Genomic DNA, 23,897 nt, shown 5'->3' with positions numbered 1-23,897 from the left:
CAGGGAGTTCAACGTGTACCCAGGCAAAAGCAGACCGACACGCCCCACATTACGACGATTACCTTGCCTCCCCTTCGGCCCATGCCTTGAGCAACTCCCTCCCCCCGGCAATTCACCGACGCATTCGATAAGCACCCTGGACAGGAGAGTAGCGTGACCACTCTTATCAAAAAATATAAATGGCCCGCCTTGCTGGCCATCGCGCTTATTGTGTTTTCCGCACTGATATTCTTCTTGATCAAGTCATACACGTACGACTCATCGACCTACTTCGAGTCCCGCGACTTCATTCGTCAACTCAAACAATCCGATGCGAACTGGAACGGCAAGATCCTGAGGAAGAAGATCGGCATCAACAACAACCTTTCACTGGCCCCGCCCCCGGAGGCCGACAGTCGCTGGCAGCAGTTGGAGCGGCTCAATAACTCCGGCCCCTTGGCGGCGCTTTGGATGTCCCGGCGCAACGGTTATGTGGATGCCGTCAAGAACAAGACCTTGCTGGTGGAGCAATTCGAACAACACAATGCCCGGCTGCGCACGTCCCTGGATGCGCTACCGCAGGCCGAAGACCAGATTCAAACGCTGCTCAACGACATGCACATCGACAGCCCCATGGAGCGCCTGACCGTGGCGTCCAATGTGCTCGAGCTGACCCTGACAACACTGGAGTTCGGGCTTTATGTCACGACGGACAAAGCCCAGGAAATACAAGGCAAGCTGACTGAACTGGAGCAGTACATTCACCCGTTGCCCGCCACCTTTCAGGCACCCTTCATCAGCCTCGTCCAGCACGTCAAGACCATTGTCCAGGAACAACCGATGGTCAATGACCTGCTTGACCGCATCAGCGTCATTCCGGTTGCCCAGGAACTGGACAGCATCAATGAGCTGTTGAACGAAACACAGCGCAGGACCGCCGCAACCGACCGTCAATACCACATCTACCTGGCTGTATGCGCCAGCCTGATGGCACTGCTGATGATCTACCTGGCGGTGCGCCTGGTGCGCAGCTATGCCGTGATCAATCAGATCAACCAAGCGTTGCAATCGTCCAACGAGCGCCTGGAAGAGCGCGTGCAGGAACGTACCCGCGAGTTGAAGGAAGCCGAACGCGAACTGGTGGATGCGGCCCGAATGGCGGGCATGGCCGAAATCGCGACGAATGTGTTGCACAACGTCGGCAATGTGCTCAACAGCGTCAATATTTCCGCCGAGCTGGTGACCCGCAAGTTGAGGAGCAGCAAGACGCTCGGACTCACGAAAGCGGTCAACATGATGAACGAACATGCCGAGGACCTTGGCCGGTTCATTACCCTTGATGAAAAAGGCCGGTTACTGCCGCGTTACTTCAACGAGTTGGTCGACTCCATTGCCGCCGAACAGAGACTGCTTATCGATGAGTTGGCACAGTTGACCAGGAGCATTGATCACATCAAGGAAATCGTCACGACTCAACAGACTTACGCAGGGGCCGCCAGGCTGATCGAACCGCTCAATGTCAGCGACCTGTTCGAAGATGCGCTGCGCATGAACTCGGGCGCCCTGAGCCGGCACCACGTCACCGTCATCAAGGATTACCAGGACGTACCCGCGATCATGGGGGACAAGCACAGGTTGTTGCTGATCCTGATCAACTTGATCAGCAACGCCAAATTCGCCATGTCGCATATCAGCGAACATCCGCGTGAAATGACCCTGGGGATCCGTATCCTCGACGAAACCAACCTGAGCCTGAGCGTCAAGGACCGCGGAGAAGGCATTTCCCCAGAAAACCTGGCGCGCATCTTCAACCATGGTTTCACCACCCGCAAGGACGGGCATGGCTTTGGCCTGCACAGCTGCGCCCTGGCGGCGGTTGAAATGAACGGCCGCCTCCATGTCCATAGCGACGGCCCCGGGCACGGAGCCCTGTTTACCCTGGAGATCCCGTTGGAGTTGGCGCGTGCCTGATCAGCGAAAGACGCAGTCTGACCCACCGCGATCGCGAGCAAGCTCGCTCCCACAGGAGATATCTGGTGGGCACACTCTTGATGGGCACCCGGGAAAAAACTGTGGGAGCGAGCTTGCTCGCGATCGCGGCGTGGCTGTCACCCAGAATTTGAATGTACTGACCGCATCGCGAGCAGGCTCGCCCCCACCTATTTCGTATTCCCAGGCCGATCGCTACGGCTTCTCCGGGTCGGTAATGCCGCCGCGTAGGCCAGCGCTTCCTCCCGGGAAGCAAATGAGCCCAACCGGTCAGCCTGGGTACAGACTCTCCATGGGCCGCTGTTTACGCTGAGCACGTCATAACCGTTGATGTGCATTTTCGTCATCATCGCAGTACTCATGATCACCTCCGACTTCAACAAGGGTGCATCACCTACCATACACGCTGATACCCCACGGCTGCCGACCGGACGTCGCGAAGCCGACTGCACCCTTGGCATCCTCAGTGGGAATCCGAATCCCACAACCAGTCCCACAATCCCGGCAAATGGACGGGTTCTGCACTGTGATCGACCGTCCGGGCCAAGGCCGCTCGCTCCAATGCCTGGTGATCATCATAGAACGGCCTGGCGGCGGTCCTCATGCCGGTCGCCTTGGCGCTGTCGAGCAGGATCTGCAGGTATTCGCGGGCATGTCGGGCGGTATAACGATTGATGTCGTGAAAGGTCACCACCACCGGGATAACCCCATCCACCGCTGGCAACTGCCCGGCGGCGATACGCTCGCGCACCTCGGACAGTTGTCGAGTCAGGTTGATCCGCCGCCGAGGGCTCATCGTGATGCCCCAGACCTTGCCGTCATTGGCGCTCAGGTCGGTCAACAAGATGTGCAGACCATGTTGCCGGTAGGCCGCTGCGGTACGCCTGTCGAAACTCCAGAAAGGTGGCCTGACCAGGGACGGTGCCGCACCGGTCATGGCGGCAATATCACTCCCGCCACGGGTGAGCGATTGCTCCAGCTCATCAGGGCTCAGGAACCGATGATTGGTGTGCCAGTAGGTCGCCGTATGGAAAGCCAGCACATGGCCTTCCTGCTGCTGACGACGCATCACTGAGCGGCCGATATCACTGCCGCCGGCCCGCGGCCCGCGGGTCTGGAGAAAAAACACGGCCTTGATGCCGGGCTGTACCGGGTTGTCTGCGAGAGCGTCCAGTACCTCCAGGCTAGGGTTCCAGATAGACGATGCGCTGGGACCATCATCGAATGTCAGCAGGAAACGGATCGGGGGTTGTTCGTGCAAGCGTTGTTCGGTTTGCGGCGTCAGTTCGATGGGGGCGCCAATGCAGCCCGATAAACCGATGGCGAGGGCTGCCATGGACAGGACCCTGGCGATTTTTTTCATGTTTTGCCTTTAATTGATGCCGCGTTGCTTCGCCTTTGATCCCTGGCCGACGGTGTTGAAGCCCACCTTGGAGAAGGGTAACCGGGTTTGGTTCCTTGCTGTAAACAATGGCTGTTCGAAAAATTTTTTGTGGCCCCCGCACTTGAGCTTGCACGGTATTAATTTGACCGTCTGGAAATTCGATGGAATTTTCCCAATGCCTTTGCATCCATCCGTATAGGACTATATTAGGGAGGATTTATGGGCGGGCCATCGCTTTACATCATTGACTACATACTCCATGGCGAACCCAAGTCATTCATTATTCGCGCAGAAGTGATGAATAACTCCGAGGCTTGGCATTGGGCCAGCTGCGACGCGGGAGTCGGACGCATACCGAAATTCGGTAGGGAGAAGGTCAAGCGGGTTTCCAAGCCCCTGGCGGAAAAATACGGCATTACCGATGTACGCTGGCGGGCGAGTGTCGCGCCGACTTGGGTCAAGGAGTCCGGCTGAATAACGTGTGCCCTTTCCGGCGCCGGCTGTCTGGCCGGGCGCCGGATTCTTCGACAGATCCGAAATAACTCAACTACGCTTAAATCGCAGCATGACCCGCCCCTGGCGGGTTTCGTGCTGCCTCATCAACCCTGAATGGAGGTGTGACATGTCCGAAAAAGAGTCCATCACCACCCTGCTCACCCTGCTGGAATCGCGTCAGGCCAGGCTCACGGCAGCCTGCAAGGAAATCGCCGATTGGGTCGACCATCAGGGCGGGCACCCTACCGCGGTGCGTATCCGCGATCGGCTCAACGACATCGAAAAAGACGCCCCGTCGATCCAGAGCGCGCTGACGTCACTCAAGCCCGCCGAGCCGCCGCTGCCCAAGTTCCGCTGACACGCCACGTCAGAGGTTCCCCTTGAGTTCTACCGGTTGGAAAACTGATGGAACACGGACATTTTTTGCACCTCGAAATGGATAGGCACCGGTGCAAAAGCCGCAAAGGGAGAATCACATGAATGCCAGAATCCTGCTATTGATCGCTTGTGCGAGCCCCGCCGCCGTCATGGCCCAAGGCTGCGACGTCATCACCCAATCCCAGAGCCAGTCGGTTCCGGTGATCGAAAGCCATAGCTGCTACGAATACAAAGGCATGCCCGCCGAAACCCTGGATTGGTCTTGCAGCAATGAAAGCAAGGGAACGCTCAGCACCCAAAAACGTAAAGTCGAGCGTTGTGCCGAGGGATATGTAGCGACCTGCCAGGCCAGGCTGACCCAGGAAGCGTTGGCCAACCCACGCTCAACCAGCAAAGACAAACACGGTGGATCGGCCAACCTTCCCGATAATGCCAAGGTGAACTGGTACTACTATGGTGTCGAGCAGCTACAGCAGGCCCAGGAAGATTGCGAAAGCACCGGTGGCGACTGGAAAAACCAGTGACAGGCCGGCGCGTCAACCGCAGCTTGTTCGTTCCTAGCCCTTGCTGTGCTCCGGTGATGACGGCCCCTCCTTGATGCCACGGGGCCCGGCTACGCCCCAGATGATCAGCCCCAACACCGGCAGGATGATCAACAGCAGCGCCCAGCCGGCCTTGGTCCCGGCCGACTTGTCGCTTCGAAAGACACTGACGATCGCCCATAGATCAACGAGCAGCAACAGCACCGCGACAGCGATCCAGAAGTAACTGGCTAATTCAGACATGGCCTAATCCTCTTGTCGGTTTAAGGATTAGGCACAGCCGTTCAGGCACCGTTCAAAGAGTTTCGCCCATGGCGCGTGCATGGCAACTACCCCCGCTCATTCAGATAAGCGACCCACCGCTCATAGGCTTCATGTTGACGCTGAACCGCCTCATCCCAAGTCGATCCGCTCATTTGATGGACACATATGAGCTTCATCATTTCCGCTGTTGCCGTATCGAGCTCCACCAGGAGCTCATGGGATTTGATCTTGAAGTCTTCAACGGTGGTCATCTGTCTGTCCTTCCCCCTACCGGGGGCAGCCATTGCACCCAACATGGATTCATTTTTTCGAAGCGGATTCCCTTCGAGGCGATAGCCGGTCGAAAGCCCGGCGCTGACGGTAGGAGGAGAACCGGGAGCGACAACAGACTCAAATGAACTCAGCCGTTCCCACCCCGTCGTGGTCTTACGGATAGGACCCTGAAAAATCGATATTTGAACGAGCCATTAATGCCAGGCTCAAATATTGCAGATATATTTCAGTTTAATGACAGTCACGGATCGAACACCACCATGAAAATTCGAGCGACCGTCATCTGCGAGGACAATCGCCACGTCCTGCTGGTTCGCAAAGCCAATAGCCGCTGGACGCTACCCGGCGGTACCGTCGAACGCGGGGAAACCCACGCGGGAGCAGCCATCCGGGAACTGGCGGAGGAAACTGGCCTGGACGTCGAGAACCTGCTCTATCTGATGCGAATCCATGACGGGCAGACCGAGCACCACGTGTTCGAAGCCTCAGTCAGCGACTCGTCGGCGGCCCGGCCACAGAATGAAATCAGCGATTGCCTCTGGCACCCGCTGGATGCCATTGCCCAACTGCAAATGAAAAAGGGCACGCGGGATATTCTCGAGGCATTTCGCCGGCGGTTGTGATGAGTCGGTACAAGCGGGGGAACTGAAACGAACAAGGGTTTGCATTAGCTTTCGCTCGCAAACCCTTGATTTTAGATGGTGCCGAAGCCGGAATCGAACCTTTCTCTTTGTTATTGAAAATAAAGGGATTTTTTAGTTCGAAAATTTTTCTACCTCTATGTGTACCCTCAGTTCGCGAGCAGGCTCAGTATTGAGCGTTGCTACTGGTTTCCACCGAGTAATCGCCATGGAAAATTCGGGTGTGGTCATCCACACGGAAGGGTCACCGATTTCATCGGACTTGATCAGCAGGGAACGACCCAATACTGTCGATGGCGACAGGCAGCATCAGTCGATAAATGCAGTCGATCGGTTTTGCGAAAACCTTCAAACCGCCTGATTTAGAAACCCAAGACCACCCAGCTTTCGTGGACTGAATGGTCTTGGGACTGTCTTACGATAACTCTTTCAGGGCTGTGCATATAGCTCACAGAGACAGATGCTCTCCAGAGGGCCCTCGAAAGGACCCTGTGGAAAGCAGAGCAGGTACTTACCTTTGAGCTGATCCGTAACTTCCAGAAACCTTAACGCGCCTGACGCGCTCCAGCTTCGATATCAAATGGACTCGCTCTTTCATGAGGCTTTCCTTAAGCAATCGTAGCTGCTGCGCAATCTGCCCCGCGCGCCGCGGCGCCGCCTCTTCAAGCTCAATTTGGAGGCGCTCAATTTGCTGATGCAATTTGGCGATCTTCTCCTTGGTAGAGGGCTTTTTGCTTCCGCTCTTTTTGATTGGCTTCTTTTCGCTCATTTGCGCCTTCCGGTGCCTGGGCCGCCGCCATGAAAAACCTTGGTTTCAGCATAAAGCGTATCGCCTTCACCGGGCTTGTAACGAGTCTTTCGCTCATTTCGACAGCCTTCGCACATGACGGGAGGATTAACCCAGTCAGCCCGGTAGCTGAACTTCGTGGTTTTGCAGAAACGGCAATTCGCGACGATCCAACCGCTTGCCGGCTTTTTTGGCGGAGACGGCTCGAAAGGCGTGGAGATGGCGGGCGGGTTCGCCTCTTCCATGGCATGTTTGAGCTTCAACAGTACCGCGAGATTCTTCGGGTCCATGGCATATGCCTTCGAGTTCACACCCGTCGAGATTAGCAGTGGAAAACCGCCAAGAATAGTTATCCAGCGGCAGAATAAGCCGAAAGACACGCGACTGGAGGAGCAACTTGCAGCGTGCGGCGGGATGACTGCAACGAAGTGCAGGCGATTCGCGGGGTCGTTCACGTACTAACGACCAAGCCTGATACGTGCCGGGCAGTGCCGGCCGCCTGCATCCCACGTCAATCAACCCTGAGGATGACCATCATGAAATAGCTCAGACCAAGCCCTTCCAACGAAGGCAATCGGCGATCACATAGGGAGGTCTGTGTGAAGCCAACAAAAGCCCGGTCTCGATCGGGCTTTTTTCGACCTGCCTTTTTCCGTCAGCACTCTCCCCGGCGCCCAACGGCAAACAGCCTGCGGCCAGAGTGTTGACGAATAAACGCAACCCAACACCGAGGCAACCGCCATGCAATCACTCATGCAGCAGCGCGCCGCCGGGCTCCAGGCCCTCCGCACCCGCGCAGTCATCGCCACCGCCGAGTTCTACTCGATGATCGGCAAGGAAGCCCCCGCGCAGCAGATTCGCTACCATGTCGTGACCAAGGGCAACGCCTATCATATCGTTGAGCGCTCTACCGGCTTGACCAAGGGCTTCCGCTGGACTTGGAAGGCATCCATCAACTTTGCCCAAGTGTTAGAGGCTCGCATGGATATCGACTCTTTTGACGGGACGGCCATAGCGATAAACTCACTAACCACAAGTACTTAGCCGAAAAGTTAAACGTGATAAGCTCTTACAAGATCTTTAACACCTGCCAAAAAAGTATTGAAGCTCGGAGAGTTATTATTATCAGGGTCTATAAACCTTGAAACCTCACGAGCGCCACTAACCTTTTGATAGCCAGGTATTATCCTCGATATCTCTTCAGAAGCGTTAGCTAACACATCCGGATTACGATATTTTCTGTTCACGGACAGCGAAACTAAATTCGGCTTATCAAAAGCAAGCGCCACGGCTCTAAAATCACCTAAAACCCAGCTCTCCAAATGATGCACAGCGATTCGAATTAAAGCATCCGGTCGCTCATTTTCGGCGCACATCTCCCTCAAACGCTGCTTAAGTGTTAGGGGTTCTTCACCATCTTTATCACGAACTATAACAAAATAACTGTTAGGTACGCGCCACCCTCGAAGCTTGCGAGGGATAGATTTTTCCAGATCCTGTTTTCCCTCATGAACTAAATATTGAACGTGTACGCCTTCTGGGAGAACGCGATGAATGAAGCCATCAATAAAATATCGCATCGACGGTTCTTCAAGCATAAAAATAAGATTCATGATGGATCAATCTCCGGAAACGCTCCTTGCTTCCACAGAGTCCCAGGTAGATCACCTTCAGCGATCAAAGAAGCCAGTTGCTCATTCTCACTTGCTCTTCTAATTATAGTTCTACCTTCAGATTTCGATAGCCAATAAATCTCGTCTAGGTCGATTCTATTAAGCAAGTCAGGGGAATGCGTAGAGACGAGGACTTGCCCTCCTCGCTCGGCATACCCTCTAAATTCCTCGGCAAGTTCAATCATTAACGAAGGATACAGTTGATTTTCCGGCTCCTCGATGCAGAGAAGTGGATGTGGTGCCGGATCATGAAGCAATAACAGATACGCGAACATTTTGATAGTCCCGTCAGAGACATATCTAGATATAAACGGATCTTTAAAGCTGCCATCCTGAAACCTCAAAACAATTCTGCCATCCTCAGTTTCTACGGCTTCTACCTCTTTAACTCCAGGGACCCTCTGAGTCATTTTTTTTAGCACGAGATCAAATCTATCGCGATGATTTTCGTACATAAACTGTGCAACTAGCGCCAAATTCTCCCCATTAGGAGACAAGTGCTCAGCATACCCAGCCTCTTGCGTCTTCCTGGCTTCATTTATATGAAAGTCTGACAAATGCCACTTTTCGATTAATTGTCGGAAAGCGCTCGCCGCTTTAAACCTTTGAAACTGTCCGAGACCTTTAATTGCCAAGATGTCAGAACTTTCGAGCTCCTGAAACTCCCTCGTCAACTCCTCATCTGGACGATCAAAGTCCTCCTCATTTTCAATAGCAAACCCACTACCATTTCGAAACATAAGAAAGTTAAACGGAGAACCAAACGCGGCTCTCTTGTACTTCAACCGTTCTTCTGCAACAACCGGTCGGCCATCCTCAAGCTTAATGGATACACTGTAGGTAACCAACCGCTCAACTGTTGCAATAGGCATACGAAATTGAAGCTCTATGTATATCCCATCCTCCTCACACCCGCGAGAAACTACTTCCTTGTACCCACCCCTACGCTGTAACGCAGCCCGAACATTTGTAACTAGGCAGTCGCGTAAAAACCCAAAAACTTCGAATAGAGTAGTTTTTCCACTACCATTTGCGCCAATAAAAACACCAAACTTCGGAAGTCTCTTTAACTCAACGTCGTAGAGTGCTTTAAATCGTTTGACCTTTATCGTCTCAAGCTTCATGCCCCCTCCCTGTATTCGGCTCGAGCCGAAAAAATCAAATTTAGTACTGCCTGTGATTATTACCTGCCAGGCGCAAAAAGGCGACCCAACGACGCAAAGAAGTCTCCATGGGCTGAAACCGCGCAGACCAACACTGCGGTCCTCCCTGTGGCACCTAACCATAGTTCACCAAAATTCGTACGTTCAACAAGGATTCCTATGTCCGCACAACAGATCGAAGAAAAGAAACTCGAGCGCGCGATCCGCGAGATCAAGCACTGCCTGGCACTGGCCCAGAGCGCCAACGAGAACGAAGCAGCCACAGCGCTGCGGCAGGCGCAGGCACTGATGCGCGAGTACCGGCTGACCGAAATGGATGTGAAGTTGAGCGACGTCGGTGAAGTTGAGTCTCAATTCTCCCGCGCTGAACGCCTTCCCACCTGGGAGCGGAACTTGAGTGGGGCGGTTGCCCATGCGTTCGGGTGCACCTCCCTGTACGGCCGGCAGTACTGCAAGGAAAAGGATCGGATCATCGCTCGCACGTCCTTCGTGGGGGTTACCCCTGCTCAGCACATCGCGCTGTATGCGTTCGAGGCGCTGCTGACAAAGCTGAAATTTGCCCGCAAGCAATACGTCGCAGCGGTGCGTGCGGGCGTGCATCGCAGCACGTACTCACCCGAAACAGCAGGCGACCACTTTGCCCTTACATGGGTCAACGAGGTTTACGGGAAGCTCATCGCCCTTGTTCCAAAGGGCGAAGACGATACCCCACCAGCAAGCAAAGGACGCGACATCATCGCCGTCGAAGCGCAAGACAAGGCGCTGATAGCCGAGTACCTCGCAAACAAAGGCGTGGGCAAGGCTCGCAAGGCGCGCGATGTCGATATCGATCTGAATGCTCAGATTGCGGGGATGCTTGCCGGCCGCCAGGTGGATCTGAATGCCGGAATCTCCCGCGGCGGCGACGAAACACTCGCCCTATCCGCAACCGCCTGATCTCGCCTTCTCCACCGCCCGGGATACGTCCGACACAGGAATACACATGTTTACAACAATCGATTTGTTCGCCGGTCTCGGCGGATGGTCTACTGGCGCCCGCGATGCCGGCGCGCAGGTTCTTTGGGCTGCCAACCATTGGCCGGACGCAGTGGAATGGCACGCGGCCAACCATCCCGACACCCAACATATCTGCCAGGACCTGCATCAAGCCGACTGGTCGCAGGTGCCGAAGCATGACTTGATGCTGGCCTCTCCGTGCTGCCAGGGCCACACGAAGGCCCGAGGTCGCGACAACGGCAAGGCGAAGCATGACAAATCGCGCTCAACCGCGTGGGCGCCAGTCTCCAACGCGGAGGTTAACCGGCCAGAGTTCGCCATAATCGAGAACGTGCCTGATTTCATGGGCTGGGTTTTGTATCCCGCCTGGGCCTACGCAATGCAGCGCCTCGGCTATGCGCTGGCGCCGCACATCGTGGACTGTGCCGATCTCTGCGTACCACAGCACCGCGTGCGTCTGTTCATGGTTTGCTCCCTTAGCAAGGCCCCTCTGCACCTGCAGCTGCCCCGCTGCCAGCACGTTCCCGCCCGCCACATCTTGGACTTCGACGCCGGCAACTGGAGCAAGATCGACAAGCCTGGGCGCGCCGAGTCAACACTGCTGCGTGTGAAGAATGGCCGCGAGCGCTTCGGTGAGCGCTTCATCATGCCTTACTACGGCTCGGGCTCCGGCCTGACTGGGCGAAGCCTGGATCGGCCCATCGGCACGATCACCACGCTTGACCGCTGGGCCCTGGTGCGCGGCGACGAGATGCGAATGATGTCGGCGGACGAAGCCCTGGCAGCCCAGTCCTTCGGACCAGACACCAAGCGCCCGGACAATCATCGGCTGACCATGCACATGACTGGCAACGCGGTACCGCCACTGGCCGGGAAGATCGTCATCGAAGAGCTCAAGCGAGCGGCATAGCTGAAAGCCATTCCGCCAGACGAGTCAGTGCCTGGCCCAATACTTCGACGAGAAGCTGGTAAATCAGTTCTGCGATGATTTTTTTCATTCGGTAGCTCAGGGGTTGGTTGTGACTTTCTTGTCCGTGTATGTCACTTAAAAGTCTCCCAGTCCCCTGAACCCCGATCCTCTTGTGGGTTTTCCATTTCCCCTAATGCACGCCACCGCCCGGGCACGCCCCGGCAAAGGACATAGCCATGCCCGCAGAAAACAAACAGGCCGAGCAGCTGAAGGTCGAGCGCTCGACAGTGACGAAGCTGGTAATCACCGGCGCACAAGGCCTGGACCCGATCACGGTGTTCCTGGAAGACCTGGCACCACGCAAGAGCAAGATCACCGTCAGTTGCTGGGAAAAGAGCTGGCACGCCTACTGGGGCGGGATGTGGGACGGTCTAACAATAGCTCAGTTCTTCTGTCGACTGGATGAGCACTACATCATCGGCTACTTCTCGCCCAGCAAGGGCGCGATGCGATTTTCGAACGAAGCGCTGTTGAACCTGGCGAGGAAAGCCGTCATTGACCGGCGCCGCATGCGCAAGGGTTATTGGGAGTTCGGCGATAGCCTCGACAACGAGGACGCTTGCGATCTTTTCGACCAGATCGAAGACCTGCGAAACATCGAATCAATCACGAATGCGCACCAGCATGGCGAGCTTTTAACAGACCTGTTGGGCCCCGAATGGTGGTACATGGTGGACGACAAGGCGGTCGAGCCCAATCCCGCTTGGAACTACCTGTGTCGGATCATCGCGGCCGTACAAGAGGCGCTACGCCAGGAACAGCAGCAGGAGGCAGCATGATCAGCGAAACTGCACCTTCGATTTCTATCAGGTACTCATTCAATTTCGAAATTTGTTTCACCCTTAACTTCTAATCGCCATGTTTCGTCTGAGGAACGCTGATGCAAAACTAAATAAAGCATAGTCGCTGAAAACATAAAGCGTGCCCTAGGCTTCTTGGTTACAAACTCCGAAAGACGATCGCACAGCGTCAGCGTGCTACAGAGATGACTTATGTCAGCATGCGCAAAGCTCAAATCCAAAAAAGCACCATGAGCGAATTTATTTCTGACTTTAACTAATATTGAGAAGTCTTTCTTTTCATCTTCTGAAAGTATCCCAAGGAGCAAACCATTGGAAATGGTGACCGATAGTCGACCAAGAGGCGCAATGTTTCTCAACTCATCATTACCACATTCTGGCAATCTACTCTTTATCGCCTGAACAAGTAAGTCTTCCAAAGTACATAGAACGAGGACAGCGCACCCTCTATCGGACTCTCTGGCAAATTCATCAAGATAGCTTTTGAGCTTTTCGTAATCAGTTCCGGAGATCATTTTACAACCCTCCTGCTCCATTTTTTCACTCCAGTATAAAGATATAACCTATTCAAATGTCAGCCGCTATAGCGGCAAGGACGACTCATGTCTCAAATAAAGGAACGGCCAATCCTGTTCTCGGCGCCGATGGTGCGCGCCATCCTGGAGGACCGGAAGACAGTCACCCGGCGGGCAGTCAAGATTCAGCCGCATATCGATGCCAGTGGCAATTTCTGCGTAGGTAATTCCAACTACGGACAGGACGGCTATGGAAAGCCGGTAACTAAGCACTTTGTCAACGAGTGCTGCCCCTACGGTAAACCAGGCGACCGGCTGTGGGTGCGCGAAGCGTGGGTAGCTGACGCTCAACTTGATTCGGTCGCGCCTCGCGAACTGAGCCAGGGCGAGCCGATCCGCTACCCGGCAGATGAGGCCGTCAGGCAGACCGGTTGCGCGATGATCTCGCCTGGCAAAACCCGGCCATCCATCCACATGCCGCGCTGGGTGAGCCGCATCCTGCTGGAGATAATCGACGTGCGCGTCGAGCGGTTGCAGGACATCCGCGATGCCCAAGCGCTGGCCGAGGGAATCATCGGTGTCGATTTTCGACCCGATGACGGCTGGCCGATCTGCACTGGCTACATGGTCGGCCCCGACGATGGGGAATCGCCACTCGAAACGACTGCTGCCAGGGCATTCGCCAGACTTTGGTCCTCGATCAACGGCGCCGACAGTTTTGCCGCCAACCCCTGGGTCTGGGTCGTTGAGTTCAAGAGGGTTCAGCCATGATCCTCCCCGTGCTCCACATGGCCTTGCTGGTGTATCGAGGGCCAAGGCCATGACCTGCTATTCGATCTACGACAAAGACCGGCGCAAGATCGGCGTCATGTGCGGGAAGCTCGGCCCCCACTGCGCTGAATGCGGAGACGTAGGCATAAACCTTTGCGACTTCCCGGTCGGCAATGGCAAGACCTGCGACCGGTCGATCTGCGGCTATCACTCAGCCCGGGTTGGAATCGACCTCGATTACTGCCCAGCCCACCACACCGAATGGAAGTCGTTCCGCGACTCTGGGGGCGTCAAGCAAGAACTCGAGAACGTCGTCCCGTTCAAGGGCGCCTAACCCCCCCCACAGCCTGCCGGTGAACGGCGGGCGAGGAACTCTGCATGTCCGAAAAACCAATTACTCCTGGCCCTTGGGGTGTTCATCGTCGGATGAAGGATTGTGTGACCTTCAACGGCAAGCACGGCGAGGAAAACCTTTTCCTCCAAAACGTCGACGGCTACTTCGCCTGCCAGAGCCCAGCCGATGCGCGACTGATTTCCGCGGCGCCAGAACTACTTGCTGCCGCCATTGAGGCGCTGGCAGTGATCAATCGTATCAAGCCGTCCGGCAACGGGAACGGCACCCAGGTAAGGCTGGCAAAGGCCATCGCCAAAGCCACCCAATAACCCCCTTCTGCCGCCACGCGCGGCATGGAGCACACCCATGTCTGCAAAAAAACTGTTCGAAGTCCTGATCGGCGCGCTGCTGTACCTGTTGGTCAGCCTCCTCTGGTTCGCCTACGCCGTCCCGGGAATGCTCGAGCACGGTACGGACGCGGCCCTCATCACCATGGGTTTCGGCTCGCTGGTCTGGCTCGCTGCCACCGGCTGCATCGTCATTTACATCATCCAGAAGGCGCGGCCCGCGTAACCCTTTCCGCCGCCGCACGCGGCATGGAGTAGCTCATGAGCATCCAGTTTCTTTCCCACGAGGAGGTTTGCGAGCTCACCGGCGCGCGGACCAAGGCAGGGCAAATTCAAAACCTCAAGAAAAACGGCATTCGGCACACGATCAAGGTGAACGGTTGGCCGAGCGTTACGGCCATGGCCGTTACTGCCGTTGGCATTTTTGAAACAGAAAAACCCGTATGGACACCACGCAAGGCTAGCTGAAATGGGACGAAGACCGAGCAAACCTGGCTCTATAGCCCGGCTGCGGGAGCGCAAAAAGCGCAGCGGCCGGGTGTATTACTACTACGACACCGGCGGAAAGGACCGCAAAGAAATCCCCCTTGGCAGCGACTACGGACTTGCGATCATGGAGTACGCCAAGCTCGAGCGCGATCGTACCGCGACCGACCTGGTGTCGAAGGTGATCACCTTCCGCTACGTCGCCGAGAAATACATGGTCGACGTCGTTCCGACGAAAGGCAAACTGACGCAGCTCGACAACAAGCGCGAAGTGAAAAACCTGATCGCGTTTTTTGATGATCCGCCTGCGCCATTGGAAACAATCGAGCCCCTTCACGTAAGGCAGTACCTGACCTGGCGGAAGGCCGCGCCGGTCAGGGCGAACCGCGAGAGGGCTTTGCTCAGTGCGATATGGAACTTCGCCAGGGATAAAGGCTACACGGCCCTCGCCAACCCGTGCGCAGGCATCAAGGGCAACAAGGAAACCGGCCGGAACACCTATGTCGAAGATGAGCTGTTCAAACGCGTCTACGAGAAAGCAGACTCCGGCTTGCGGGATGCGATGGACCTTGCCTATCTGACGAGCCAGCGCGTGACAGACCCCCGGCTGATGGACGAGCGAGACGTTCGGGACGGGCAGCTGTGGGTTCTGCAGGGTAAGACAAAGGCGAAGCTTCGAATCGAAGTGACGGGGGAACTGAAGGCTGTGATAGACAGGATCATGGCCCGCAAATCGAACCACAAGGTTCGATCTACGCGATTGATCGTCACGGAGGACGGCACACCGATGACAGTGGCCATGTTGCGCAGGAGATTTGATTTAGCCAGAGAAGCGGCCGAGGTCGCTAAATCTGAATTTCAGATGAGGGATCTGCGGGCAAAAGCCGGCACCGACAAGGCCGAATCCACGGGTGATATTCTTCAGGCAAGAGATCAACTCGGGCATACGACGGTGGTAATGACCGAACAGTACATTCGGAACCGGATAGGCAAAAGGTATCGCCCACCAAGTAATTGCGGACCAGCGTCAAAATTGCGGACCAGAAACGAACAAGGGTTTGCATTAGCTTTCGCTCGCAAACCCTTGATTTTAGATGGTGCCCGAAGCCGGAATCGAACCGGCACGCCCTTACGAGCGGGGGATTTTAAGTCCCATGCGTCTACCAGTTTCGCCATTCGGGCGGTAGCGCGGTTAACCATGGCAACGTCGGCAAAATCCAATGGCCGAAGTCCTGGCTGGTGCAGCAAGAGGGGGGAATATATACATCCCTCCTCTGCGAAGCAAGGTAGCTTATGCCCTTTTCAACGCAAAACCTTTCAATGCTTCGAAAATAAAAAAGCTCCGTAAATCATAGATCTACAGAGCTTTTTAAAAGTGGAGGCCGAAGTCGGAATCGAACCGGCGTAGGTGGATTTGCAATCCACTGCATAACCATTTTGCTATTCGGCCTCAAGACGCTTGATGCAATGCAGCCACATCAACCGCGGTACAAACCTGATCAGGAAACAAGCCACTTACTCAGAGCTATCTCCTTGAAAACATTGAGATTTTTTACGTCCCAGTGCGTTCGATGGGCGCAATTATGTACTCATTTGCCTAGGCTGACAACCCCTTGATTTCAAAAAAAATTCGTCCAATGGCCAGCTTCCGCCAGACAGCTACATCGGGGTGCCAGGTGGAGGGTGGCAGGCTTTGGAGTTGCTTCGCAACCCAGTGGGAGCAAGCGTCCTCGCCACGGGAACGTCACAGGCCTTAGAGACAGTCGCAGCCCTGCACCATTATGGGTAACATACCGGCCTTCCCGCAGTCCTTCTGCGACCTGCCAAAATAAGCCCATTCCATGCCTTTCGAACTCAGCGTTGACCTCACTACCCTCGCTATCCTTGCCGTTGTCGCCTTCATTGCCGGTTTCATCGATGCCATCGCCGGTGGTGGTGGGCTGCTGACCACGCCGGCGCTGCTGACCGCAGGCCTGCCACCTCACCTGGTCCTGGGGACCAACAAACTCAGCTCGACCTTCGGCTCGGCGACGGCCAGCTTCACCTTCTACAAGCGCAAGCTGTTCCACCCGAGGCAATGGACCCACGCCCTCGTCGGCACACTGGTCGGGGCCCTGACCGGCGCCATCGTCGCCCATTACCTGCCTGCCGAGTGGCTGAACAAGATGCTGCCGGTGATCGTCTTCGCCTGCGGCCTGTACCTGTTGTTTGGCGGCACGCCCAAGGCACCGCTGGACAGCGACGCACCGATCAAGAAGACCTGGCAGTCGTCCCAGGGTTTCAGCCTGGGTTTCTATGACGGCGTGGCCGGGCCGGGTACCGGTGCGTTCTGGACGGTCAGCAGCCTGCTGCTCTACCCCATCGACCTGGTGAAGGCCAGCGGCGTGGCGCGCAGCATGAATTTCGTCAGCAACATCGCGGCGCTGTCGGTGTTCGTCTTTTCCGGACAGGTGGACTGGGTCATTGGCCTGAGCATGGGCCTGTCGGTGATGATCGGCGCGTTCTTCGGCGCTCGCACCGCCATCAGCGGCGGCGCGAAGTTCATCCGACCGGTGTTCATCACCGTGGTGCTGGGCTTGACCGTGCGTCTAGCCTGGCAGCACTGGTTCAGCGTGGCCTAAGCGCCGCGCCACATAAAGGTCGATCAGGTAGCGGGCGATCGAGCGCGAGGCCGGCAACGGTGGCAGGTCGTGGACGTTGAACCATTGGGCGTCCTCGATTTCATCTTCCTGGGGCACGATGTCGCCGCCGGCATATTCAGCGTGAAAACCGAGCATCATCGAATGGGGGAACGGCCAGCACTGGCTGCCCATGTACTGGATGTTCTTCACCTCGATACTGACCTCTTCACGCACTTCCCGCACCAGGCAATCCTCGGCCGACTCGCCGGGCTCGGCAAACCCCGCCAGGGTGCTGTAGACGCCCGTGACGAAACGCGGCGAACGGGCCAGCAGGACTTCATCGCCACGGGTAATCAACACGATCATGCTCGGTGAAATCCGCGGGTAATGGCGCAGGTCACAGGCGTCACAATACATGGCCCGCTCCAACGGAATCTGGCTCATGCGCTTGCCGCAACTGCCACAGAAGCGATGCTCCCGGGCCCAGGTGCCGATCTGCGCCGCATAGCCCAACACCTTGTACAGCGTGTGGTCGTCCTCGAGCATGAACGCCCGCAGGCCTTTCCAGTTGCAGCCAGGAATGTCCAGCGGGCTGTGCAACTCCAACAGGTAGACCGGCTCGCCATCCAGGTGACCGATGCCGTGTTCGGCGAGGATCGACAGGTCTTGGCGCTTGAGCCACTCGCGGGGGAACAGCGCGCCGTTGTCGTCGAACAGAAAGCCTTCCGGGCTACGGGCCACGGCCCAGCCGCCAGGAAGATCGGTATCGAGTACTGCGGTGGTCCAGCGTGAAGTCATGGTCAGTCAATCCAGAAATTCGGGTTTCTGTTTGCTCATATGGGCGGTCATGGCCACGCGCAGGTCGGTCGATTGCAGCATGGCGGCGTTCCAGGTGGCGACGTATTCCAGGCCGTCGTCAATGCTGTGGTCGCGCATGTAGCTGATCATTGCCTTGGTGCCGGTCACGGCAATCGGCGACTTGGCGGCGATTTCCCTGGCAATGCCCATCACGCCGTCGAGCAGGCTGGCAGTGTCGCTGTAGACACGATTGACCAGGCCGATGCTGCGCGCTTCTTCGACACCGAAGGTACGCCCCGTATAAGCGAGTTCACGCAGCATGCCGTCCCCGATGATCCGCGGCAAGCGTTGCAATGTGCCAACATCGGCAGCCATGCCGATATCGATTTCCTTGATGGAGAACTGGGCGTCCTCGGCGGCATAACGCATGTCGCATGCGGCGATCAGGTCAATGGCTCCGCCCAGGCAATAGCCTTGAATGGCCGCGAGCACCGGCTTGCGGCAATTGTCCACGGCGTTGAACGAGGCTTGCAGTTGCAGGATCTTGCGCCGCAACAGGCGCGCATTGCGTCCCACGTCCTTGCCCAGCTCGTTGGCCACACCGGCCAGCATCATCAGGTCGATGCCGGAGGAAAAATGCTTGCCGGCACCGCTGAGCACCACCACCCGCGCCTCATCGGTGTCGTCGATCCATTGGAAGATCTCGATGATCTCGCGCCAGAAATCAACGTTCATCGCATTGATCTTTTCCGGGCGATTGATCTGCACATGGGCGATGTTATCGGCAAGTTCGACGTTGAACGCTTGGTATTGCGACATGGCAGTGATCCTTTACCGGCTGAAAAGAGGCCTGAACTATAACAAGCCATCGCGGCAGGACGTAGGCAGTGCATCGGCCAAAAGCGGGACTTGGCTGCCGACCAAGCTAAGGTGCCCCCTGTGGCGAGGGGATTTATCCCCGCTGGGGCGCGAAGCGTCCCCTCTTGCATCCTGCCTGACGTACCGCAGTGACAAAAATAGTTGGGGCTGCTGCGCAGCCCAGCGGGGATAAATCCCCTCGCCGCAGGGACCTGCTTCGTTCTGACTTACTCATCCGTCTTTAACTGCCCATCCCAACCACCGCCCAACGCCGCAATCAGTTGCACGCTGGCAATCAAGCGGCTCTGTTGCAGGCTCAGCATGCTGCGTTCGTTGCTCAGCGCGGTGGCCTGGACGGTGACCACGTCGAGGTAGGCAATCAATCCGGCCCGGTATTGGTTCTGCGTCAGGCGCAGGGATTCCCGGGCGGCGTCCAGGGCTTCCTGGCGCACGCGGGCTTCGTCTTCCAGCACCTTGAGCTGGATCATGTAGTTTTCCACCTCGCGCAAGCCATCGAGCACGGTCTGGCGATAGGTGGCGACGGTCTGGTCGTAGGCCGCGACGGTGCGATCGACTTCCGCCGAACGCTGGCCGCCATCGAACAGTGTCATCGCCAGTTGCGGCCCTACCGACCAGAAGCGGTTCGGCACGCTCACCCAGTTGTCGTAGGTACTGCTGCTGTAGCCGCCGCTGAGGCTCAGGGTCAGGTCCGGGTAATACGCGGCCTTGGCGACGCCGATGTTGGCATTGGCGGCCATCACCGAGCGCTCTGCCGAAGCGATGTCCGGCCGGCGCTCGAGCAGTTGGGAGGGCAGCGCCACCGGGATCTGGGGCAGGCTTGGGATGTCCTGGACCTCCGCCAGGTTGAATTCCGCCGGTGGCAGGCCGATGAGCACGGCGATGGCGTTTTCGAACTGGGCTCGCTGCCAGATCAGGTCGATCAGGTCGCCCTGGGTGGTCTTGAGCTGGTTTTGCGCCTGGGCCACCGCGTCCTTGCCGGAGACGCCGGCACGGTATTGGTTTTCGGTCATTTTCAGCGAGCGCTGATAGTTGTCGACGGTGGTCTGCAACAAACGCTTCTGCTCATCGATCACCCGCAACTGCAAGTAGTTCTGCACCAGTTCCGATTGCTGGCTCAGGCGCATCGCCGCCAGGTCGGCGAAACTCGCTTGCGCGCTCGCCTCGTCGGCTTCCAGGGTGCGGCGCAACTTGCCCCACACATCCGCCTCCCAACTGACGCCGGCCTGGGCGCTGTAGGTGTCGCGAATGCCGCTGGACGAACTGCTCAAGCTCGAACTGCTGCTGCCGGTGCCCTGGCTGGAGCGCGTCTTGCCAACAGTCAGGTCCACCGTGGGGAAAAACGCGCCACGAGCATTGCGCACCAGTGCCCGGGCCTGCCGGTACTGGGCTTCGGCCTGGGCCACGGTCTGGTTGGAGGCGTTGAGCTTGTCCACCAGGCCGTTGAGTTGCGTATCGCCGTAGAGCTCCCACCAGGCGCCCCGGGCCAGCGCATCGCTGGGGTTGGCCTGGCGCCAGCCCTGGGCCTCCTTGTATTGCACCGGGGCGGCCGCCTCGGGGCGCTGGTAATCCGGACCGACGGCGCAGGCGCTAAGCATCGCCACGCACAGCACCAGGCTCAGTACCCGCGAGCCACGGGCGGTCGCCAGCGTTGCGGCAAGATTGAAAGGCGAACGGTCGGTCATAGCGGAGTTTCCAGGGCAGCATCGGTGCGCACGCCACGCCAGCGGTTGAAGCGATGGCGCAGCTTGTCGAGATAAAGGTAAACCACCGGCGTGGTATAGAGCGTCAGCACTTGGCTGAACACCAGCCCACCGATGATGGTCAGGCCCAGCGGCTGGCGCATTTCCGCGCCTTCGGCGGCGCCGAGCAGCAGCGGCAAGGCCCCCAGGATCGCCGCCAGCGTGGTCATCAGGATGGGCCGCAATCGCAGCAGGCAAGCGCTGCGGATCGATTCCAGCGGCGTCTGCCCGGCACGCTCCAGTTGCAGCGCCAGATCGATCATCAGGATGGCGTTTTTCTTCACCACGCCGATCAGCAGGAACAGCCCCAACAGCGAGATCAGGCTGAACTCGCTGCCCAGTGCGTAGATCGACAACAAGGCGCCGACCCCGGCCGATGGCAAGGTGGACAGGATGGTCAGCGGATGGATGTAGCTTTCGTACAGCACGCCCAGCACCAGGTACACCGCCAGCAACGCGCCGAGGATCATGAACGGCTGGCTCTTCTGGGTGGCGGCGAACGCGTCGGCGGTACCGGCCATTTTCGCGATGACATCCTCGGGCATCCCGAGCTTGGCAATCGCCCGCTCGATAGCCGCGGTGCCCTGCTCCACCGTGACGCCTTCGGCCATGTCGAAGGAAATGCCCTCGGAAGCGAACTGGCCTTCATGGCTGACACGGTCGTCCTCCAGGCTGTTCTCGTAATGGGCAATGGCCGACAGCGGCACCCGCGCGCCGTCGGCGGTGATCACCTGGACCTGCTCGAGGGTGCTCGGGTCCTGGGCATACTTGGGATTGACCTCCATCACCACCTGATACTGGTTGAGGCTGTCGTAGATGGTGGAAATCTGCCGCTGGCTGTAGGCGTTGTTGAGCACGGCGGTGACCATGTCCATGTCGATGCCCAGGCGCTTGGCCTGGTCGCGGTCCACCACCAGCGTCACCTGCTGCGCCCCGCCACCGTCGCGGGCATCGATGGCGGTCAGCTCCGGCAAGGCCCGGAAGGCCGCCACGACCTTGGGGTACCAGGTGCGCAGCGTCGCCAGGTCGGCGCTTTGCAGGATGTAGGAATACTGCGAAGTGGTCTGCTCGCGACCGCCACCGAATTGCAGGTCCTGGTCGGCCATCAGCATCAATTGGCCGCCGGGCACCTTGGGCATCTCCTTGCGCAGGCGCTCGATGACTTTCTGTGCGGAAATCCCCCGCTCCTTGATCGGCTTCAGACGCACCAGCATGAAGGCGTTGTTGGTGCCGTTGTTGCCGCCGATGAAACCGGCGACGCTTTGCACCGCCTCGTCCTTGAGCACGGCACGGCGGAAGATTTCCATCTTCGGCTGCATCACATTGAACGACAGCCCGTCGTCGCCACGCACGAAACCGATCAGTTGGCCGGTGTCCTGCTGTGGCATGAAGGTTTTCGGCACCACCACATACAACGCGACGTTCACGCCAATGGTCACCAGCAGGCTGAGCAAGGTCAGGCGCCGATGGCGCAGCACCCAGTCCAGGCTGATGGCGTAACCGCGGACCATCCGCTCGTTGAGCCCCTGGCTCCAGCGCTGCAAGCGGTTCTCCTGCCCCGGTACGTGAGGCTTGAGCCAACGGGCGCAAAGCATCGGCGTAAGGGTCAGCGACACCACCAGCGAGACCACGATGGAGGCCGCCAGGGTGATGGAGAATTCGCGGAACAGGCTCTCGATGATGCCGCCCATGAACAGGATCGACAGGAATACCGCCACCAGCGAAACGTTCATCGACAGCAACGTAAAGCCGACTTCTTCGGCGCCCATATAGGCAGCTTTCATCGGTGGCACGCCTTCGTCGATGTGCCGGGAAATGTTCTCCAGCACCACGATGGCGTCGTCCACCACCAACCCGGTCGCCAGGATCAACGCCATCAGCGACAGGTTGTTCAAGGAGAAACCGTACAGGTACATCACCGCGAACGTGCCTACCAGCGACACCGGTACCGCCAGGGTCGGGATCAGCGAGGCGCGGAAGTTGCCGAGGAACAGGAACACCACCAGCACCACCAGGGCCACGGCGATCAGCAAGGTCATTTCCGCCTCATGCAGGGTGGCCTTGATCACCGGCGAACGGTCCATCGCCAGGTTCAGCTTGACGCTGGCCGGCAGCACCGCCTGCAACGCCGGCAGTTGCGCCTTGATCTCGTTGACCGTCTCGATGATGTTGGCCCCGGCCTGGCGGTTGATCACCAGCAGCACGGCGGCATCGTTGTTGAAGAAACCGCTGTTGTAGCGATCCTCGACGCTGTCGGTGACTTTCGCCACATCCTTGAGCCGCAGCACTGAGCCGTCCTGGTAGCGGATGATCAGCGTCTCGTAGTCCTTGGCCTTCTCCAACTGGTCATTGGCCTGCACCTGCCACATGCGCCGGTCGTCCTCCACCGAACCCTTGGGCCGGCGCACGTTGCTGTCGGCGATAGCGTTGCGCACGTCATCCAGGGCCACGCCGTACTGGTTGAGCAATTGCGGTTCCAGCTCAATGCGGACCGCCGGCAGGGAGCTGCCACCGATCTGCACTTCACCGACTCCCGAGACCTGGGACAGGCTCTGGGACAGGATGGTGGAGGCCAGGTCGTAGAGCTGGCCTTTTTCCAACACATCGGAAGTCAGCGACAGCACCATGATCGGCGCCTGGGACGGGTTGACCTTCTTGTAGGTGGGCATGCTGCGCATGCCGCTGGGCAACAGGTTGCGCGACGCATTGATGGCCGCCTGCACTTCCCGGGCGGCGCCGTTGATGTCGCGGTCCAGGTCGAATTGCAGGATGACCCGCGTAGAACCCTGGCTGGAGCGGCTGCTCATGGTGTTGACCCCGGCGATAGCACCGAAGGAACGCTCCAGGGGCGTTGCCACCGTCGAAGCCATCACCTCGGGGCTGGCCCCTGGCAGGTTGGCCTGGACCACGATGACCGGGAAATCCATCTGAGGCAGCGGCGAAACCGGCAGCAGGCCGAAACACACGCCACCGAGCAGCATGATGGCGAAGCTCAGGAGCATGGTCGCCACGGGGCGGCGGATGAAGGGGCCGGAGAGGTTCATCGGCCGCCGCTCCGGGCTTCAGACCGAAG

At 57.8% G+C, this 23,897-nt stretch carries 28 protein-coding genes, 2 tRNA genes and 1 pseudogene; 16 read left to right on the top strand and 15 right to left on the bottom strand.

The window, feature by feature from the left end:
- The first annotated feature begins 153 nt into the window (after positions 1-153).
- Positions 154-1,950 carry a DAHL domain-containing protein gene (locus tag BM317_RS05665; RefSeq protein ID WP_092473445.1) on the top strand — a complete coding sequence of 599 codons (1,797 nt, stop codon included), beginning with the start codon at positions 154-156 and terminating at the stop codon, positions 1,948-1,950.
- Between the two features lie 188 nt (positions 1,951-2,138).
- Here the strand turns inward: BM317_RS05665 and BM317_RS30995 are convergent, their stop codons facing one another.
- Positions 2,139-2,330: a DUF2188 domain-containing protein gene (locus tag BM317_RS30995; protein WP_092473443.1), complete on the bottom strand. Its 192-nt coding sequence runs from the start codon at positions 2,328-2,330 to the stop codon at positions 2,139-2,141.
- Between the two features lie 101 nt (positions 2,331-2,431).
- Positions 2,432-3,331 (bottom strand): polysaccharide deacetylase family protein, encoded by a 900-nt coding sequence (locus BM317_RS05655; protein ID WP_092164358.1) that lies wholly within the window; start codon positions 3,329-3,331, stop codon positions 2,432-2,434.
- Between the two features lie 240 nt (positions 3,332-3,571).
- On the opposite strand from BM317_RS05655, the gene BM317_RS05650 reads away from it, so the two are divergent.
- The 3 genes from BM317_RS05650 (at position 3,572) to BM317_RS05640 (ending at position 4,749) form a co-directional block, all read left to right on the top strand.
- Positions 3,572-3,826 (top strand): DUF6555 family protein, encoded by a 255-nt coding sequence (locus BM317_RS05650; RefSeq protein ID WP_060742222.1) that lies wholly within the window; start codon positions 3,572-3,574, stop codon positions 3,824-3,826.
- Positions 3,827-3,974: 148 nt separating this feature from the next.
- On the top strand, positions 3,975-4,205 hold the full coding sequence (locus tag BM317_RS05645) for a hypothetical protein (protein ID WP_092164357.1): 231 nt from the start codon (positions 3,975-3,977) through the stop codon (positions 4,203-4,205).
- A gap of 118 nt (positions 4,206-4,323) precedes the next feature.
- Positions 4,324-4,749, top strand: coding sequence for a hypothetical protein (locus tag BM317_RS05640; protein WP_092473441.1), 426 nt, complete (start codon positions 4,324-4,326; stop codon positions 4,747-4,749).
- Between the two features lie 33 nt (positions 4,750-4,782).
- Here the strand turns inward: BM317_RS05640 and BM317_RS05635 are convergent, their stop codons facing one another.
- Positions 4,783-5,010: a PLD nuclease N-terminal domain-containing protein gene (locus tag BM317_RS05635; protein ID WP_047698619.1), complete on the bottom strand. Its 228-nt coding sequence runs from the start codon at positions 5,008-5,010 to the stop codon at positions 4,783-4,785.
- Between the two features lie 86 nt (positions 5,011-5,096).
- Positions 5,097-5,282, bottom strand: a complete 186-nt coding sequence (locus tag BM317_RS05630) for a hypothetical protein (protein WP_060742221.1) — start codon at positions 5,280-5,282, stop codon at positions 5,097-5,099.
- A gap of 282 nt (positions 5,283-5,564) precedes the next feature.
- On the opposite strand from BM317_RS05630, the gene BM317_RS05625 reads away from it, so the two are divergent.
- Positions 5,565-5,927: an NUDIX hydrolase gene (locus tag BM317_RS05625; protein ID WP_092473439.1), complete on the top strand. Its 363-nt coding sequence runs from the start codon at positions 5,565-5,567 to the stop codon at positions 5,925-5,927.
- A 529-nt stretch (positions 5,928-6,456) separates the two neighbouring features.
- Here the strand turns inward: BM317_RS05625 and BM317_RS05620 are convergent.
- Positions 6,457-6,714 (bottom strand): hypothetical protein, encoded by a 258-nt coding sequence (locus tag BM317_RS05620; RefSeq protein ID WP_092473437.1) that lies wholly within the window; start codon positions 6,712-6,714, stop codon positions 6,457-6,459.
- Positions 6,711-7,022, bottom strand: coding sequence for a hypothetical protein (locus tag BM317_RS29895; protein WP_139236017.1), 312 nt, complete (start codon positions 7,020-7,022; stop codon positions 6,711-6,713). The genes BM317_RS05620 and BM317_RS29895 overlap by 4 nt, the downstream gene beginning before the upstream one ends.
- A 451-nt stretch (positions 7,023-7,473) precedes the next feature.
- Between BM317_RS29895 and BM317_RS05610 the strand changes: the two genes are divergently transcribed.
- On the top strand, positions 7,474-7,776 hold the full coding sequence (locus BM317_RS05610; protein WP_092473433.1) for a hypothetical protein: 303 nt from the start codon (positions 7,474-7,476) through the stop codon (positions 7,774-7,776).
- An 8-nt stretch (positions 7,777-7,784) separates the two neighbouring features.
- Here BM317_RS05610 and BM317_RS05605 read toward each other — a convergent pair whose 3' ends face one another.
- On the bottom strand, positions 7,785-8,345 hold the full coding sequence (locus BM317_RS05605; protein WP_092473431.1) for a DUF4276 family protein: 561 nt from the start codon (positions 8,343-8,345) through the stop codon (positions 7,785-7,787).
- Positions 8,342-9,529, bottom strand: a complete 1,188-nt coding sequence (locus tag BM317_RS05600; protein WP_092473429.1) for an AAA family ATPase — start codon at positions 9,527-9,529, stop codon at positions 8,342-8,344. The genes BM317_RS05605 and BM317_RS05600 overlap by 4 nt, the downstream gene beginning before the upstream one ends.
- A 198-nt stretch (positions 9,530-9,727) precedes the next feature.
- Here BM317_RS05600 and BM317_RS05595 point away from each other — a divergent pair, with 198 nt between their 5' ends.
- From BM317_RS05595 to BM317_RS05585, 3 genes are all read left to right on the top strand, one after another.
- Positions 9,728-10,504 (top strand): DUF2786 domain-containing protein, encoded by a 777-nt coding sequence (locus BM317_RS05595; RefSeq protein ID WP_092473427.1) that lies wholly within the window; start codon positions 9,728-9,730, stop codon positions 10,502-10,504.
- A 46-nt stretch (positions 10,505-10,550) separates the two neighbouring features.
- Positions 10,551-11,474 (top strand): DNA cytosine methyltransferase, encoded by a 924-nt coding sequence (locus BM317_RS05590; RefSeq protein WP_092473425.1) that lies wholly within the window; start codon positions 10,551-10,553, stop codon positions 11,472-11,474.
- Between the two features lie 236 nt (positions 11,475-11,710).
- Positions 11,711-12,313, top strand: coding sequence for a phiTE_072 family protein (locus tag BM317_RS05585; RefSeq protein WP_092473423.1), 603 nt, complete (start codon positions 11,711-11,713; stop codon positions 12,311-12,313).
- Positions 12,314-12,348: 35 nt separating this feature from the next.
- Here the strand turns inward: BM317_RS05585 and BM317_RS05580 are convergent, their stop codons facing one another.
- Positions 12,349-12,849 carry a hypothetical protein gene (locus BM317_RS05580; protein ID WP_139236016.1) on the bottom strand — a complete coding sequence of 167 codons (501 nt, stop codon included), beginning with the start codon at positions 12,847-12,849 and terminating at the stop codon, positions 12,349-12,351.
- 87 nt (positions 12,850-12,936) lie between these two features.
- Between BM317_RS05580 and BM317_RS05575 the strand changes: the two genes are divergently transcribed.
- The 6 genes and pseudogenes from BM317_RS05575 to BM317_RS05550 all read left to right on the top strand — a co-directional run.
- Positions 12,937-13,620, top strand: a complete 684-nt coding sequence (locus BM317_RS05575) for a hypothetical protein (RefSeq protein ID WP_092473419.1) — start codon at positions 12,937-12,939, stop codon at positions 13,618-13,620.
- A 49-nt stretch (positions 13,621-13,669) separates the two neighbouring features.
- Complete coding sequence (locus BM317_RS05570; protein WP_218190544.1) at positions 13,670-13,954, top strand: hypothetical protein; 285 nt, start codon at positions 13,670-13,672, stop codon at positions 13,952-13,954.
- A gap of 44 nt (positions 13,955-13,998) precedes the next feature.
- Positions 13,999-14,283, top strand: coding sequence for a hypothetical protein (locus BM317_RS05565; RefSeq protein ID WP_139236015.1), 285 nt, complete (start codon positions 13,999-14,001; stop codon positions 14,281-14,283).
- A gap of 37 nt (positions 14,284-14,320) precedes the next feature.
- On the top strand, positions 14,321-14,527 hold the full coding sequence (locus tag BM317_RS05560) for a hypothetical protein (RefSeq protein WP_092473415.1): 207 nt from the start codon (positions 14,321-14,323) through the stop codon (positions 14,525-14,527).
- A gap of 35 nt (positions 14,528-14,562) precedes the next feature.
- The gene (locus BM317_RS05555) at positions 14,563-14,769 is read left to right on the top strand and encodes a DUF4224 domain-containing protein (protein ID WP_092473413.1); all 207 of its coding nucleotides are present in this window, start codon (positions 14,563-14,565) and stop codon (positions 14,767-14,769) included.
- Position 14,770: 1 nt separating this feature from the next.
- A pseudogene (locus tag BM317_RS05550) lies at positions 14,771-15,784 on the top strand (tyrosine-type recombinase/integrase); the annotation flags it as partial.
- A 98-nt stretch (positions 15,785-15,882) separates the two neighbouring features.
- On the opposite strand, the gene BM317_RS05545 reads toward BM317_RS05550, so the two are convergent.
- Both BM317_RS05545 and BM317_RS05540 read right to left on the bottom strand, forming a co-directional pair.
- Positions 15,883-15,969 (bottom strand) — tRNA-Leu (locus tag BM317_RS05545).
- A gap of 194 nt (positions 15,970-16,163) precedes the next feature.
- Positions 16,164-16,237, bottom strand: a tRNA-Cys gene (locus BM317_RS05540).
- 391 nt (positions 16,238-16,628) lie between these two features.
- Here BM317_RS05540 and BM317_RS05535 point away from each other — a divergent pair.
- Positions 16,629-17,408: a TSUP family transporter gene (locus tag BM317_RS05535; protein WP_092164354.1), complete on the top strand. Its 780-nt coding sequence runs from the start codon at positions 16,629-16,631 to the stop codon at positions 17,406-17,408.
- On the opposite strand, the gene nudC is transcribed toward BM317_RS05535, so the two are convergent.
- The 4 genes from nudC to BM317_RS05515 form a co-directional block, all read right to left on the bottom strand.
- The gene (gene nudC, locus BM317_RS05530) at positions 17,376-18,206 is read right to left on the bottom strand and encodes an NAD(+) diphosphatase (protein WP_092473411.1); all 831 of its coding nucleotides are present in this window, start codon (positions 18,204-18,206) and stop codon (positions 17,376-17,378) included. The genes BM317_RS05535 and nudC overlap by 33 nt on opposite strands.
- Before the next feature lie 6 nt (positions 18,207-18,212).
- Positions 18,213-19,025 (bottom strand): crotonase/enoyl-CoA hydratase family protein, encoded by an 813-nt coding sequence (locus tag BM317_RS05525; protein WP_092164352.1) that lies wholly within the window; start codon positions 19,023-19,025, stop codon positions 18,213-18,215.
- Between the two features lie 266 nt (positions 19,026-19,291).
- Positions 19,292-20,767 carry an efflux transporter outer membrane subunit gene (locus tag BM317_RS05520; protein ID WP_092473409.1) on the bottom strand — a complete coding sequence of 492 codons (1,476 nt, stop codon included), beginning with the start codon at positions 20,765-20,767 and terminating at the stop codon, positions 19,292-19,294.
- On the bottom strand, positions 20,764-23,868 hold the full coding sequence (locus tag BM317_RS05515; protein ID WP_092473407.1) for an efflux RND transporter permease subunit: 3,105 nt from the start codon (positions 23,866-23,868) through the stop codon (positions 20,764-20,766). Before BM317_RS05515 ends, BM317_RS05520 begins: the two co-directional genes overlap by 4 nt.
- Positions 23,869-23,897 lie beyond the last annotated feature (29 nt).

The organism is Pseudomonas sp. NFACC24-1 (genome assembly GCF_900115235.1).
Lineage (GTDB): Bacteria > Pseudomonadota > Gammaproteobacteria > Pseudomonadales > Pseudomonadaceae > Aquipseudomonas > Aquipseudomonas fluorescens_AA.
This window is presented reverse-complemented; position numbering and strand designations above follow the sequence as displayed.